Below are 14,887 nucleotides of genomic sequence, written 5' to 3'. Positions count from 1 at the left end.
TTTAATTTTTATGTTCCTTAAACCTACTATTCTTTTCTCTGCCGCATTTTTGTTTCTGATAGGATGTAAAGAGAAATCGGAAGACAAGCCTGATGGCATCGAACATGTAATCGTGATCGGTGTGGATGGCCTGAGTCCGGATGGGATCAGGAAAGCAGAAACGCCGGTGATCGATGATATGATCACAAATGGGAGCGTGAAATGGAATGTGAGGACGGTACTTACTTCTGCTAGCAGCCAGAACTGGGCGTCGATGATCATGGGGGCTGGGCCCGAGCAGCATGGGATCATCAATAACGACTGGGAAATGGACGATCATTCGCTGCCACCCATTGTGAATGAGGCTGACGGCCGCTTCCCAACTATTTTCAGTGTGCTTCACCAGGCAAAGCCCGATGCAGAAATTGGCGTGGTTTATCATTGGGACGGTTTTGGGAGGTTATTTCAAAAAAGCGCGGTGAATTATGATAAGCGTTTTTCTACCGAGGATTCTACTGCCGCTGATTTTATCAACTATATTAAAACAAAAAAACCTGCATTAGGATTTGTGCATTTTGATCACGTCGATCACGGCGGTCACCACGGAGGACATGGTTCTGATGAATATTACAAGTCCGTTGCCAAGGCAGATTCACTGATCGGAAAAATCCTGGCAGGCATAAAAGATGCGGGCATAATGGACAAAACGCTGGTCATTTTGTGGGCGGACCACGGAGGAATTGGTTACGGGCATGGTGGCGCAACGCCCCAGGAAGCGGAAATAGCCGGTGTTTTCTATGGAAAGGGTGTCAAAAAAGGTTATAAAATCGAACAACAGGTTTATACCTATGATCTCGCATCGACGATCGCATTTGTGACTGGAATTCAGCAGCCTTATGCCTGGATCGGGCGCCCGGTAAAGTCTGCATTTGAAGGGTTTAATGAGCCTGAAAACCTTTGGTTGGGAGAAAAGTCAGTCGACGCGCCGGTTATATTTCCCGAGCGAAAGCTCTACCAACAAGCTGGCGGGCTGTATATCGATGAAACGCCGGCGGTGAAGATGGAAAGTAAAATCGAAAACGGGACATTAAGGTATACAACGGACGGTAGCGATCCAGATGCAAAATCTCCGAAGTACGAAAAGCCATTTATCGTAAATCAAACGACGGTTGTAAAAGCCAGGGCATTTGATGAAAAAGGCAATGCGAGTGTACTTTCGACGGCTTATTTTCGGGTGGTAAAATCGGGTTTGGGCAATGGATTGTCGGCCACTTTTTACCAGGGTAACGACCTGAAAAAGCTGCCTGATTTTACCAAAATGAAAAAAGGATCTTCCTGGACAAGCCCGGAATTCGGGATGAAACGCGATGAGATTAACGAGCTTCTGGAAAAAGGCAATGAGAGTTTTGCGGTGAACTTTGAAGGTTTTATTCGAATCGACCAACCCGGAAAATATCTTTTCACTACCCAATCCGATGACGGAAGCAAACTGTTTGTTGATGGAAAAGAAGTGGTGGACAACGATGGAAACCACGGTGTAAAAGAGGAAACAGGAACAATCGAACTGACTGCCGGAAAGCATCCGATCCGCGTGGAATATTATAATAATGGCGGAGGCTTCTGGCTTGACGCATTTTACAAAGGTCCGGGTGTCGCGAAGCAACTGATCCCGGCCGATAAACTATTCGTAAAATGACCGGGACGCATCACCGAACAGAAGGAGATATTAATTTGTCAGCGGCCCGCCGGGAGTGGTACGCGGTGATCGATGATCCGGACACGATTTCGTACTTGCATGAAGACGAGGCGCATTTTCTGCACCAGTCGTTGTCCACACCTTGTCTGGATGTATTAGCTTCTTGCGAGGGGATTTATTTGACTGATATTCAGGGTAAAACATATATGGATTTTCACGGTAACAACGTGCATCAGCTCGGTTACCGCAATCCGTACATTATACAAAAGCTGAAAGAACAGCTGGATATCCTGCCATTTTCTCCGAGAAGATTTGCCAACGTTCCGGCCATTGAGCTTGCCAAAAAGTTAGGCAGTTTGCTGCCGGGGGATTTGAACCGCGTTCTGTTTGCGCCCGGCGGTACTTCCGCCATTAGTATGGCATTGAAATTGGCCCGGATCGTTACCGGAAAGCATAAAGTGGTTTCACTTTGGGACTCGTTTCATGGCGCATCGCTGGATGCCATTTCCGCGGGAGGTGAGCTGGATTTCCGAAAAGATATGGGCCCATTGATGCCCGGAGTGGAACGGATTCCGCCGCCAATGACGTACCGTGGCCCATTTTCGAATGGCTCCACCGGCGATTTACCCTATGCCGATTACCTGGAATATGTCATTGAAAAAGAAGGAGATATCGGTGCATTTCTCATAGAAACCATCCGTAATACCGACGTGCAGATCCCTTCGCAGGCTTACTGGCGGCGGGTAAGGGAAATTTGTTCAAAACATCACGTGCTGCTCATCCTCGATGAAATCCCGATTGCGTTTGGTCGCACCGGCAAGATGTTCGCGTTCGAGCATTATAACATTGAGCCTGATATTATTTGCCTGGGAAAAGGGCTGGGTGGCGGCATTATGCCTATGGCTGCGATTGTAGCGCGGGATTCTTATAATGTAGCTCAGAATGTCTCATTGGGTCATTTTACCCACGAAAAAAGTCCGCTCGGCAGCGTTGCCGCACTGGCAATGCTCGACTTTATGGAGCAAAACCACATCCTGGTAAAAGTGCAGGAAGATGAGGCATTCATGCGGAGAGAATTAGAAAGACTGCAACAAAAATTCCCGCTCATCGGCGACGTTCGCGGGGTTGGATTGCTTTGGGGTATCGAGTTTGTAACCGACCGGGAAACGCGGGAAAAGGCGGTGCGGCAGGCGGAAGTAGTAATGTATGAATGCCTGAAAAACGGTTTGAGCTTCAAAGTTTCACAGGGTAACGTTCTGCAACTTTCCCCGCCACTGATTATTACCCGCGATCAGCTCAGCGAAGCATTGCGGATTCTGGATAACGCGCTCGAAAAAGCATCCACATTCATCTGAAAAAAAACGAATACAAATATGCTGCGACTGAGGGAATCACTTGTGCGCTCGAATACCTTTTTCATTATTTGGGCGCTGGTAGCCTCATTTGGGGCATATTTTTGCATGTATGCGTTCAGGAAACCCTTTAATGCCGGACTTTATCAGGGACTGGAACTCTGGAACGTAAGCTTCAAAGCCATTCTGATCATTTCCCAGGTTGCAGGATATACGCTTTCAAAATTTACCGGAATAAAGGTCATCTCCGAGTTAAAACCCGGTTCACGTGTCATTCTCGTAATTTCCCTGATCCTTTTCGCCGAAACTGCGCTGCTTTTTTTCGGCCTGGTACCATACCCTTATAATTTCATCTTCCTGTTTTTCAATGGACTGCCGCTCGGTATGGTATGGGGCGTTATTTTCAGTTTTTTGGAAGGCCGTAAATTTACTGAAATGCTGGCGATGGGATTGAATATCAGCGTTGTGGTTGCTTCCGGCATCCTCAAAACGACTTATATTGAAATTCACAAAATTGTCCCGGCCGTGTCCGAATTCTGGATGCCTTTTTTGATGGGACTTTTGTTTTTGCCGCTTTTTCTGCTGTTTGTTTGGATGTTATCGGTGATCCCGAAACCTACCGCGGAGGACATCAGGCTGAGAACGGAGCGACTCCCCATGACAAAAGAAGATAAGCAGCTCGTCATGAGGCAACTCGGTTTTCCAATCATTTGTCTTGTCATGTTTTATGCCACACTGGTCATTGTACGCGACTTTCGCGACAATTTCACAATCGAGATCTGGAATGAAATCGACGTTAAATGGGCAAGCAGCGTGTTATCCACCACGGAAATCGTCACCGGCCTGACGGTATTGATCGTTATCGGCTCACTGGCTTTTGTGCGGAACAACCTCATTGGTTTCAGGTTAGCAAACCTGATCTTGTTTGCAGGAATGACGTTGATCGGACTTTCCACATTACTTTACGAAAAGGCGCTGATCAACGGGTTTTATTGGATGTTCCTGATCGGCCTCGGTATGTTCCTTGCGTATACCGTTTTACAAACTGTGGTGTTCGATCGGATGATTGCATTATTGCGCATCAAGGCTAACGCGGGCTACTTTGTTTATATCTGCGAAAGCATTGGCTATATGGGCAGTGTCGGGCTTTTGTTGTACAAAGAGTTCTTTATGGAAGACCTGAGCTGGTCGCGGGTGTTGATGCAGTTTTCGTATCTGCAGTTCGGGATTGGAGTTATCTTGCTCGCATTAAGCAATGTATATTTCGAAAGGTACCGGACCGGGCAGTTACCCCGCGAAAATGATTCTTCATTCGCCCCGATTTGATTTTTCAGGCATAAAAAAAGGAGAATCATGTGTTCCCCTTTTTAATCTCAATTTCACCTTTATTCTATTTCAATACTTATTTCGCGACTTTAAGCTCTACGATTGCAGCTTTCTGCGCCGGGGTGTATTTGGTATACTCGTTCACCGTTTTTGTATTCTGTGGTGCCGGAGTTTCGATTACCGGAGTTGAAGCCGGTAATGCTGATTTTGAATCTGTTTCATTGCTATTGTTGGCGAATGCGAAACTTGTACTGAGCGCCATGGCGCAAACGAATGTGGTTATGGAATTTTTCATTGCTATATCTGTTTGAATCTTGTCTTTGTCTTATTTGACTATGCAAATCTAATTGCTAAATCTGATAGCCTAGCTAACAATTTAACGAGTGAGCAAACCAGCTGACGAATGGTTTCTATTGATGACGAGCAGTTTATTTATAAAAAAGACGCCAAATATTATTTGGCGTCTAAAAATAAAATTGTTAAGTAGTGGCAAGTTAATATTCGAATAGTACAATTGAATTTACTTTGTTTTTGCTTTGATTAAAATGTAATCCAGATTGTTGCCAGACGAAAATGCGGAGATCTGTGTGTATTTCTGGTAGTTATCCCACCGCTTCAATCCGTCCTCGTCCACCTTCGGGGCAATGTTTTCTTTCAGGTCGAGAAGTCCCAGAATGACCCGGTCCTCAAAATCATAATCGGATAAACCTTTTAAAATAATCCTGTCGGCAATCTCATTTATAAAAATGATCTCGATCTTGCCTTCGCGGTAGATTATCTTCGGACATTTGTCACAGCCGGCTTCCTCGTCCTTATAATAACTATCAAGCTTCCCTTTTCCCAAAACAGCTTCCACCTCGGCCTGGCTCCTGAATGCAACCTGGGCAAGGTTCATTTCAACAATTACAGGGGCATTTTCATCATGCTCTTTGAGTACAAAGAATTTTATAAAAATGGCGATGAGGATTACGATGAATGCGATGAATTTCCAATTTGCCCATTTACGCTTTACAGTAGTATGTTCCATGAGGATGGCCTGGTTTTTTATATAAAAGTGATAATTAGAACTATAATCACGAATATCATGCCAGCCGATCTGATTCAAAATGCACCAACGCCTGAGTCGAACTATGACCAGCTGACGATTAGTGAGGCGACTGTTATTCAGCGTGGTCTGATCAAATTTTTGAAGCTGAACCCATTAAATAAGCCGATAACCTCCATCGCCGGCGCGGACATTTCCTTATCGGTACACGATGAGGCGGTTTACGCGGGAATGGTGATCCTGAGTTTTCCTGATTTACAGCCGGTTTCCTACTCGCTGGTGAAAAGCAGCACCACTTTTCCTTACGTCCCAGGCTATCTTGCATTTCGTGAAATCCCTTCATTATTAAAGGCTTATGAGCAAATTCCTATTAAGCCGGACATTGTGATGTTTGATGGAAATGGAATTCTGCACGCACGAAGAATGGGCATTGCATCTCACTTTGGGGTGCTGACCGATACTGCTACGCTCGGGTGTGCAAAATCAAAACTGGCGGGGAAATATGACGAACCAGGCGAAAATAAAGGAGATTTTACTGTCGTAATCGATCGGTCCGAGCAGATTGGCTATGCGGTGCGAACCAAGAATAACGTGAAGCCGGTGTTCATTTCACCCGGTAATAATATGAATCTTCAGGACAGTCTGACTATTGCTTTGAAATGCGTTGGAAAACACCGTCTGCCCGAGCCGACGCGCCGGGCGCACGAAATGGTAAATCTGTTTCGGACCGGCCAATTAGAAGAGGGATTTCACGAGGTTAAAGAGCTGAGGCTTTTTTAATGCTAGCTTTTTAATCCCCGGGCTGAAGCCCGGGGTAAGTGAACTGCGTGTCTTTTAGGCTATTTGTTTGGTACCAGCAGAGTGCGCACGTCTACGTTTAATGCCTCGGCGATTTCGTATAAGGTCTCCATTGTTGGCTGCATTTGATTTGTGCACCATTTAGAAACCGTAGTGCGGTTCATATCAAGCTGATCTGCTAGCCAATTATTGGTTTTATGTTGTTCTGCCAAAACAGCCTTTATACGGTTACTCGCCTTCTTCATTCTCTTTTACTATGTAGTTTTTATGCGAAATACAGGGTGCATTACCTCATAACCTTATCAATCTCGTTCAGCAGATAATTCTTCGGATCGGAGCCGTATTCCCAGAACATGACGCCGCCCAACTTGTTATCCAACACATATTTGCATTTCTCGCGTACGGATTCTTCGTCTTCGTACATCAGGATTTCGCCGGTTTTTTCATTGACCAGATAAGGTACTTTCGCCACTTCGTCGCGGAATGCTTTAAAGCCTTTTTTGTTGACCAAACTATCCTTGAAATAAGTATAACCTTCCACATATTCCTGAGCAACCTGTTTTTGACCAAAACCTTTTTCAAATTTTTGAACCTTAAACATCCTGCCGTAAAATGGAAGTCCTACGACAAGCTTGTTCATGGGGACGCCGGCTGCGTGGAATGCTTTAACCGCTTTGTCTACTGAATGTTGCGAATTGTACTTATCACTTTGGTAAAGATTTGCGTGATGGACCACCGTATCACCCTGGAAAAGATCATAGGTCATTAAGTTCACAAAATCCAGATACTCGGAAGCTTTTCCCATTTCGGTCGTATTCAGGAAGGAAATGAAGCCAGCGGTGGCCGTCGTCAGCATTTTCTTTTTGCCGCTTTCCTTTTCAAATGCATCCAGTTCCTTGCGTAGCGCCTCGAACATCAGTGTGTAATTTTGCTTGTCTTCGGACCGGTACACATTGCCTTCCTCCCCGGGAATGCCGGGATATTCCCAGTCGATATCCACACCGTCCAGCTCATATTTCCGGATGATGTCGACGGAGCTTTTTGCGAAAATTTGACGTGAAGAATCAGTCAGCACCGCGTCGGAGAAGTTTTCACTCCACGTCCAGCCACCGAGGGAAATGAGGATTTTCAGATCGGGATTTTTCTTTTTTAGCAGATTCAGGTTTCGAAAGTTGGTCGAATCCGTTTTCAGGTTGCTCAAAAAAGCTTTTCCCGCTTTTACATCCACAAATGCATAATTGATATGCGTGAGTTTTTCTACGTCGATTTCGTCTGTTTTGAGTAAACCGTGAAATCCGCCTACGTAACCGATGACGGCTGGCTTGCTGGTAGAATCAGAAGCTGCATTTTCTTGTTTTTCTTCGGACTTACAACCCGTTATAAACAGGGAAAAGGAAGCAAAAAATACTAAAAGAAGGTTTTTTGTTGGGATAAATCGATGCATGGGAACAAGAGATAGTTGAAGTAACCAAAGTAAATATTACTTCAACTTAACTCCTAATCGTGCTGGGAAAACCTTTGCTCAACCTTGTTCCTGATGCAGCGATTCCAGTTTCTCCAGTGCTTTATGCATATCAATGCCTTTGCCGAGCACGCCTTTGAAAAGATCACCTTTTTCCTCCACCCGTTTCAGCATGTTTTTGATCGTAAACTCTTTCGGGGACAATCCATGCTTCACTTCGCTCCATTCTAACGGTGCGGAAACGGTTGCTCCCGGTTTGGGGCGGGCACTGTACGCACTCGCCAATGTTTGTGCAATGCGATTTTGCATGAAATCCATGTAAATGTGATTCTTCTTTCTCTTGGAAAGCGACCGTTCCAGGGTGGTCAGGTTTGGAAGATAGTCGGTAACGAGGCTGGCCATAATTTCAGCAAATGATTTGGCCTCATCGTAATCATATTTTTTATTAAATGGAATGTACACATGCAGCCCCCGTGAACCGGAAGTCTTACAAAATCCTTCCACGCCAATCTGATCCAAAATTCCTTTGATCGTCAATGCCACATCCACCACATCGTCAAATGTATTCTTCTCCGACGGGTCAATATCCATGACAATGTAGTCGGGATAATCGAGCTTGGAAATGGTGGAATTCCACGGGTTCATTTCAATAGAGCCGAGGTTCGCAACATATAAAAGTGTCTCCACATCATTCCCGATGATGTAATTCACCATCTTATCCGTCGATTCTGCGTGGATTTCAAATGTTTTTACCCAATCGGGTACATGGTCTCTCGCATCTTTCTGAAAAAAGCCCGGATCCTTGATCCCATTTGGCTGGCGCCGCAATGATAATGGACGGTTTTTCAGGTATGGTAAAATATAAGGTGCGATTTTACTATAATATTCGAGAAGCTCACCTTTCGTGATCTTTTCATCCGGCCAGTAGATTTTGTCCAGGTTTGTGAGTTCAGCTTTCTTTTTCATGATGCTTTTCGTTTAGGGGCGGCAAGACTTTCTTTCAACTGGGCCATAAGATCCTTGCTTTTCGAATGCACAATTTTCAATTTTGAGGTCGGCGGTTTTTTACCTTTTGCCTTGGCCATGATTAGTTTCAGCAAGTTCTCATTGTACGTATCCTTGTAATTGGAAATGTCGAAGTCGGTAGTAAGCTGTTCGATGAGCTGAATGGCCATATTTAATTCGGCGGGTTTAATTTTGACCTCGGGAATATTCAGTTCTTCCGTGTCGCGGATCTCATCCTGGAAGCGTATCTTGTTCAGGATCAGCAAGTCTCCCGCCGGTTTGATCAAAACAAGACTTTCGCGGTTACGCAGTACGTAAGATCCCAATCCAGCCTTACCTGTTTTTTTTAATGCGTCGCGAAGCAATGCATACGGTTTGGAACCCGATTTTTCGGGTTGCAGGTAGTACGGTGTTTCGTAGTAAATGCTGTCGATCTCTTTTTCATTGATGAATTCGGCGATCTCGATGATTTTGGTCTTTTCAGGACTGGCTTTTTCAAAATCCTTTTCATCCAAAACCACGTATTCGTCATCGACTTTGTAGCCTTTCACAATGTTGTCCCAGTCCACTTCTTTGCCGGTATTTGCATTGACGCGCTGGTACTTAATATTTGCGTGGTCTTTTCTGTCCAGCATATCGAGGTCCAGTTCGCTGGCCTGCGTGGCACTGAAAAGTTTGACGGGAATATTAACGAGGCCGAACCCAATCGCCCCGGACCATATTGCTCTCATAAAATCTGCTGAAAAGGTTATGACGCAATGCATTCAAAATCCGTGCCTTAATTTTTTTTTAAGCCACTAATACACGAATAGATTTGTGTTTCATTCGTGCCTTATTCGTGTATCCGTGGCTTAAAATCATTGCCCCAACCAATCCTTAAATCCCCCCATTTTCTCCCGGCTAACCAAAACATCATTATCCGTACAGTTTTCAAGATGAACCTTCAACCGGCTATTGGAATACGTAAATACATCCTTAATCGCATTGATCGAACTCAAATATTTCCGGTTAAGACGAAAAAACTGCTCCGGCGAGACCATATCCTCAATTTCATCCAATGTGTAATCGACAACATACTTTTTCGCCTGCCTCGTTTGCAGTAATGTAACTTTATCCTCGCTGAAAAAGAATGCAATATCCGCGATGTCGACCGTCTGGATACGCTCGCCGATTTTAACCAGAAAGCGCGTTTTAAATGCTTTTGTAGCTGGCTGGAGTAAATGCCGGATCTGTTCCAGAGAAATAGCCGGCTCTTTCCGCCCCGGCTGAAACTTATCCAGCGCATTACCCAATTCCTCCGGATCGACCGGTTTCAACAAATAATCAATGCTATTAAGTTTGAAAGCCTTGATCGCATACTGGTCATAAGCCGTGCAGAAAATGATCGGCGCAGTAACCTTTACTTTTTCAAAAATCTCGAAGCAGATGCCGTCGGCCAGTTGAATGTCCAGAAAAAGGAGATCCGGTTGTGGATTTTTGTTGAACCAGGCCACAGATGCGATCACCGTATCGAGGTTTCCGAGGATTTCGGAACCCGGCAGCTTTTCGGTTATCAGTTGAATAAGACGTCGGGCCGCCGGCTTTTCGTCTTCAATGATCAGGATTTTCATTTGAGAAGCGGATAGGCCGTCGTGTGCTGTCATTAATAGTTAGAAAGTTATGTCTTGTGTTGGGGAGACTCGTAATGCCCCCGGCCCCTAAAGGGGAGAAATTAAGGAATAGTCTTCGTCGCAAATGCCAAGTCCCCTTGAGGGGATTTAGGGGAGAACGCTCAACCAACCCGCAAGAGCGGCAATTTAACAACAAACCATTCCCCATCATTCAAAACCGAAATCCGTTCCTGGCTCAGCAATTCGTATCTCTTACTAATGTTCGAAAGCCCGATCCCCACTGAATCGTCGGAGATGCTGCTTTTCAACTGCAAATTATTTTTCACTACTAATGCATTGTTTTCCAGTGCAATATCAATTCTCAGGGGGTTCTCTGCCGAAGCAATATTATGCTTGATCGCATTTTCCAAAAGCAATTGCAGTGATAATGGAGGTAAAAATCCAGCCTGACTATTGGATACATGGATCTGAAACTGCAAACTTTCCTCGAACCGTATTTTTTGCAACGAGAGATAGTTTTCAGCAAAATCCAGCTCCTTTTCCAGAGGTACCAATTCCTCCTGCTGCACATCGAGTACATATCTGTAAATTTTCGACAATCGATTGATAAACCGCGCCGCAGAATCCGCATTTTCATAGACCAGATTACTCAGCACATTCAGCGAATTGAAAAGGAAATGCGGGTTCAGCTGATCTTTCAACGACTGGAATTGTTGCGCAACCCGTTCCGTTTTGAGCTGCTCCGATTCGATCGCTGCTTTTCTCCATTCCAGCAAAAACGAGCGGCTGATCAGTATAAAACTGATCACGAACGATATCCGCATCGGAAATTTGGTCCAGTTGACGAGGTCTTTCCACGGGATCGTCCGTAACGTAAAAGCTCCCCGCAAAAGATACTGATCAAGAAAAATAATGATGAAACTGACGATGAAAACGTACAGAAAGTAACCAAGGCATTCCAGTACCAGTCTTTTTACGGGAAATTTGATCCAGGAAATCGTCTTGTCGAAGTAATCTTCAAACAAAAAACCGCCATAACTCAGCATGCAGGACATCACGAATGAGATCAAAATATCGTCCCGGATCTCCTTAATTCCTTTCAGGCTCAGAAAGCATTCCGGACAACCAAGCAAGGCAATACCCGTAGCGATCAGGAAATTGACTCCCAAAAAAGCAGGTGAGAAATTCCAGAATTTTTTAGAGCCTCTGCTATATTTTGGGCCAGACATATCGAAAGGTTTGTCGGGTAAGTTACGAGTTACTGACAAGTTTTGACCATCCGTTCCGCGAGGTTTTTTCCCCATGTTGGCAAAATCGCAGCTTTCAATGCTTCCTCATCCTGCGCCGCAAAAATCTCCGCACTTTGCTTCGCCAAACTACAGGCTTTTTCCGGACCGGAGCCAAAGAATTTCGCCATGCCTGCCTCCATTTGTGCCATCATGATCAATGCACGCGGATTTTTACTGTCAAGCGATAAAGCTCGACCAAACGTTTGCATTACTTGTCCGGACAAACTTTGTCCGCGGCCCGCCGGATCTGCGCTCAATTTTGCCATAATTACAAACCCTTGTAAAGTCACGATTTCCACATTCTCAGGAGAAAGTGCATCTGCTTTTTTGACCAACGCATCAGCTAATGCGAGTACCTCATCCTTTTTATCCGTCGTCAAACGGGCATTTAATCCCTGATAAGTATATGCTAATGCATTGTAATACAGCGGTTGCCACTCTTTTGGGTTCAGTTCAGAAATCCTGGAAAATGCATTCGCAGATTGCTGCAGCTCCGGCAATGAATCGGCATCTATCACTTTGGCGATTTCCTTTTTCATCGCTTTTTGATATGGAGTGTCTTGTGCGAATGCGGAAAATGCGGCTAGTAAACTTAAGGTCACGAAAGTGATCAACTTTTTCATATTTTATTGGTTAAAATGGTTGTTTATAAGTTGTTTAGATTATTGGCCGCTTTGTCCTTGGAAAGCGTGATAAAGAGTCCGATGAATGCAAACCGTTTCGCTCCCTGGCCGATCGGCAGACTTGCAAACGTACCGGTTTCATCCGGCTGAGAAGAGTACCGGTAGCCGAATACATTATCTCTCCCGAGCACATTGGAACAAGCGACGTGAATAATCACATTTGGCTTTGGCAGATAACTCCAGCTCACACTCAGGTCACTATAAGATTTTGTTTTACACTGCATTTCACCCGGCAAATTCGGATTGTCGAATGGATAGCCGGTATTCCATGACCAGGATGATCCCAACTGCGATTTAAGCGCATTTACAAAATGCTTCACGACCACCGAACCGTTGTGTTTGGGCGCAAAGGAAGGCTGGACTTTCGTTTCATAATTAGCGAAATGACGTTTGCTATCCACAAAACTGTACGTGATCCAGAAGTCCGTCCCTTTAATGGATTTTTTGTCCCGATAAAAAAAGTCGATGCCGCGCGCATAGCCTGAACCGTTTTGAGCGATGCGGGCCGGACTCGTTGCCGATCCTTTGTAGGTAATGAGATGATCATAGATTTTGTAAAAAGACTCCGCCCGGAAAGTCCGGTTGTCGTTGACGAAGAAGTAATTGAGAATGTAATGTGTCGCCGCTGTTTTTTTCAGGTCAGTCTGAAGCACCCGGATCTTTTCTTCCGGCAACTGTTTGAATCTGCCGGCTGCGAATGAAAATTGGCCCCTGTTTTCAAGTTTGTAAGCAACCGAAAATCTCGGCGTTATCCAGGTTTCCTTGGCAAGAGAACTATGTCCGGTCCGCAATCCACCCACCATAATCAGTTTATTGCTGAAATAGTAAGTGGCTTCGATGAAATGATTGAACTGATGATCCGTATAGTTTCTTTTACGGTTTTCGTCTGTTAATGCCTCCGAGTAGGATTTTACATACCATTCCAAACCATTTTTTAACGAAAACTGAGGTGAGAAATCTTTGACCGCAACTGCTTTTGAGTGTACTAATTGATTAATCTGGCGGGTAGGTTCATAGTTGATATTGAACTTGTCGCGGTTGTGCGAGAAAGCCATTCCGCCGTAAAAGAACCAGCCTTTGTTCCCTGAATGCTTTGCTGATATGTTTCCGTAAGAATAGCGGTTATTCAATGCCATCCGGTCGCCGCGGCTGTCTTCGCCAGGCAAATCGTTGCCCGGAGTTTTTTGCCAGATCGCCATTGTGCTGCCTTCGGTGTGGAAATAAGCTTTGATAAACCCCGATTTCCCTTCCGCCGCATTTCCCCACTTTTGCCTCACCGAAAGCTCCGAATCCCAGCTCGACGGACTTTTTTTCCAATCAAAGTTTTGTTGGACTAAAGACTGGTACGGTGCCAGATTATAGTAGTTTCCGGACGCAGTCAATGCATTTTGCTTCCCTACCAAAGTTTGCGTGTAACCGCCACCCGGCGACATGATACTGATATCTCCCTGGTTGCGCAGCGGCAGGTCCAGCGTATTCAATGCCAATGCGGACGACAATGCCTGCCCATATTCCGCCGAGTAACCGCCGGTACTGAAAAACGATCCTTTGAAAAGATTGGGACTGAAACGGGTTCTTGTGGGGATGTTGGACGCGGTACTGCCAAATGCATTTCCCACTTGCAGGCCATCTATATAAATGGACGTTTCCGACGCGTCGCCGCCTCGTACGAACAATCTCCCGTCATTCCCCACTGTGGAAGTGCCCGGTAATGTGAGTAATGCAGCCGTAATGTCGCCCATCGCGCCCGAGGTAGTGACAATGTCGATCGGCTTCAATACGACCGATTTCTTTTCATCATTTGCTTCCATGGCGCCGGCTGTGATCGTGACCGCTGTGAGCAGGTTGATGCTTTCGCTAAGAGAAACATTTATTGCAATGGGCTGGCCTGAGCAGGTGATACTGATCTCCTGCATTTTGAATCCCAAGGCCTGAATGCTGAGAAGCTGATTGCCAGTTTCATCTGTTTCAAACGCAAAGCTCCCGTCTGCATCCGACGAAGTACCGTCATAAGTACCTTTCAATGTAATGTTAGCGCCGGGAACAGCTCCTCCTTTCTGATCCAAGACCCTCCCGGAAATCAATGTTTGCGCAGCCGCTGCCGAAGCAGCGCCTGCCGAAGCAGCGCCTGCCGAAGCAGCGCCTGCCGAAGCAGCGGCAAACAGAAGCAAGACAATCAGGTAAATTCTCATTTCACATTTCACATTTCACTTTATCACATTTCACATTCCCCAAAGTTGAACACAATGAAAAAGCCTGAGAAACGGACCTGACCGAAGTTTAGAATTGGGTGGTTGAAGCGTAAAAGTACGGGGATGAAGTGTAGAAGGATTTTGTCGTTTTATAACTTTTTGAGAATGAAATGAAAATTTTATAAAATTTGCTCAAACTCCTTGTATTCAAATATTTACTTGGTTATTTTCAGTAAAAAGTTAAACCTGGAAGCTATCAGAATCTCTTGTACATCTGAAAGTTTCGCTGATCTGGCACATTTATTTATTGAGTGAGTGAAAAGCAATTCTAAAACAGACTAACCTCAACCAAAATATCAATATGGTAGCTTCATTAGGAAACAACGCAATCAATACTCTTAAGCCAGGCGCAGTCTTGACCGTAACGGGTGCTAAATCTGAAACGGATGC

14 protein-coding genes are annotated in these 14,887 nt (G+C 45.1%); 4 read left to right on the top strand and 10 right to left on the bottom strand.

From position 1 onward, the window contains the following. Positions 1–10: 10 nt before the first annotated feature. The 3 genes from LZG72_RS17260 to LZG72_RS17250 are packed head-to-tail and all read left to right on the top strand — an operon-like array spanning position 11 to position 4,353. A complete protein-coding gene (locus tag LZG72_RS17260; protein ID WP_233875331.1) occupies positions 11–1,675 on the top strand; it encodes an alkaline phosphatase family protein in 1,665 nt (554 codons plus the stop codon). Continuing rightward, on the top strand, positions 1,672–3,030 hold the full coding sequence (locus LZG72_RS17255; RefSeq protein ID WP_233875328.1) for an aspartate aminotransferase family protein: 1,359 nt from the start codon (positions 1,672–1,674) through the stop codon (positions 3,028–3,030). The genes LZG72_RS17260 and LZG72_RS17255 overlap by 4 nt, the downstream gene beginning before the upstream one ends. An 18-nt stretch (positions 3,031–3,048) precedes the next feature. Continuing rightward, positions 3,049–4,353 carry a DUF5690 family protein gene (locus LZG72_RS17250; protein WP_233875325.1) on the top strand — a complete coding sequence of 435 codons (1,305 nt, stop codon included), beginning with the start codon at positions 3,049–3,051 and terminating at the stop codon, positions 4,351–4,353. A gap of 76 nt (positions 4,354–4,429) precedes the next feature. Here LZG72_RS17250 and LZG72_RS17245 read toward each other — a convergent pair whose 3' ends face one another. Continuing rightward, the gene (locus LZG72_RS17245) at positions 4,430–4,648 is read right to left on the bottom strand and encodes a hypothetical protein (protein ID WP_233875322.1); all 219 of its coding nucleotides are present in this window, start codon (positions 4,646–4,648) and stop codon (positions 4,430–4,432) included. A 225-nt stretch (positions 4,649–4,873) separates the two neighbouring features. Then, complete coding sequence (locus LZG72_RS17240; protein WP_233875320.1) at positions 4,874–5,380, bottom strand: hypothetical protein; 507 nt, start codon at positions 5,378–5,380, stop codon at positions 4,874–4,876. A 57-nt stretch (positions 5,381–5,437) separates the two neighbouring features. On the opposite strand from LZG72_RS17240, the gene nfi reads away from it, so the two are divergent. After that, on the top strand, positions 5,438–6,178 hold the full coding sequence (gene nfi / locus LZG72_RS17235) for a deoxyribonuclease V (RefSeq protein WP_233875318.1): 741 nt from the start codon (positions 5,438–5,440) through the stop codon (positions 6,176–6,178). A gap of 59 nt (positions 6,179–6,237) precedes the next feature. Here nfi and LZG72_RS17230 read toward each other — a convergent pair whose 3' ends face one another. The 8 genes from LZG72_RS17230 to LZG72_RS17195 form a co-directional block, all read right to left on the bottom strand. Next, entirely contained in the window at positions 6,238–6,441 is a 204-nt protein-coding gene (locus tag LZG72_RS17230; RefSeq protein WP_233875316.1) for a helix-turn-helix transcriptional regulator, read from the bottom strand. A 41-nt stretch (positions 6,442–6,482) separates the two neighbouring features. Beyond that, positions 6,483–7,640 carry a glycoside hydrolase family 18 protein gene (locus LZG72_RS17225; RefSeq protein WP_233875314.1) on the bottom strand — a complete coding sequence of 386 codons (1,158 nt, stop codon included), beginning with the start codon at positions 7,638–7,640 and terminating at the stop codon, positions 6,483–6,485. A 78-nt stretch (positions 7,641–7,718) separates the two neighbouring features. After that, positions 7,719–8,624: a non-homologous end-joining DNA ligase gene (gene ligD, locus LZG72_RS17220; protein ID WP_233875312.1), complete on the bottom strand. Its 906-nt coding sequence runs from the start codon at positions 8,622–8,624 to the stop codon at positions 7,719–7,721. After that, entirely contained in the window at positions 8,621–9,394 is a 774-nt protein-coding gene (locus LZG72_RS17215) for a Ku protein (protein WP_233875310.1), read from the bottom strand. The genes ligD and LZG72_RS17215 overlap by 4 nt, the downstream gene beginning before the upstream one ends. Positions 9,395–9,520: 126 nt before the next feature. Beyond that, the gene (locus tag LZG72_RS17210; protein ID WP_233875308.1) at positions 9,521–10,306 is read right to left on the bottom strand and encodes a LytTR family DNA-binding domain-containing protein; all 786 of its coding nucleotides are present in this window, start codon (positions 10,304–10,306) and stop codon (positions 9,521–9,523) included. 128 nt (positions 10,307–10,434) lie between these two features. Then, entirely contained in the window at positions 10,435–11,577 is a 1,143-nt protein-coding gene (locus LZG72_RS17205; RefSeq protein WP_233875306.1) for a sensor histidine kinase, read from the bottom strand. Then, the gene (locus LZG72_RS17200; RefSeq protein WP_233875304.1) at positions 11,532–12,185 is read right to left on the bottom strand and encodes a hypothetical protein; all 654 of its coding nucleotides are present in this window, start codon (positions 12,183–12,185) and stop codon (positions 11,532–11,534) included. The genes LZG72_RS17205 and LZG72_RS17200 overlap by 46 nt, the downstream gene beginning before the upstream one ends. Before the next feature lie 23 nt (positions 12,186–12,208). After that, positions 12,209–14,437, bottom strand: a complete 2,229-nt coding sequence (locus tag LZG72_RS17195) for a TonB-dependent receptor (protein ID WP_233875302.1) — start codon at positions 14,435–14,437, stop codon at positions 12,209–12,211. Positions 14,438–14,887 lie beyond the last annotated feature (450 nt).

The organism is Dyadobacter sp. CY323, from assembly GCF_021390245.1.
Lineage (GTDB): Bacteria > Bacteroidota > Bacteroidia > Cytophagales > Spirosomataceae > Dyadobacter.
This window is presented reverse-complemented; position numbering and strand designations above follow the sequence as displayed.